General features: G+C 59.9%; 1 protein-coding gene. It reads left to right on the plus strand.

Going from position 1 to position 212, the window contains the following annotated elements; translation table 11 throughout:
• Positions 1–212, plus strand: a 212-nt coding sequence (locus HMPREF0519_RS13025) for an oxidoreductase dimerization domain-containing protein (protein WP_003637261.1), incomplete at both ends; no start/stop codon positions are given.

Below are 212 nucleotides of genomic sequence, written 5' to 3' on the forward strand. Positions count from 1 at the left end.
ATGTACCACGCACTGGGTGAAGGCGTCAGCCCGATCAAGTTGAAGACCGTCGCGTCGGCCGTTTTCACACGCCCCGAAATTGCAACGGTGGGTGTTTCGCAGGCAGCGATCGACAACGGAGAGGTGCCTGCGCGCACCGTCATGTTGCCGCTCAACACCAACCCGCGCGCCAAGATGTCCGGTTTGCGTCGCGGATTCGTGAAGATTTTCTG

The organism is Lentilactobacillus hilgardii DSM 20176 = ATCC 8290 (assembly GCF_000159315.1).
In the GTDB taxonomy this organism is placed as follows: Bacteria; Bacillota; Bacilli; order Lactobacillales; family Lactobacillaceae; genus Lentilactobacillus; species Lentilactobacillus hilgardii.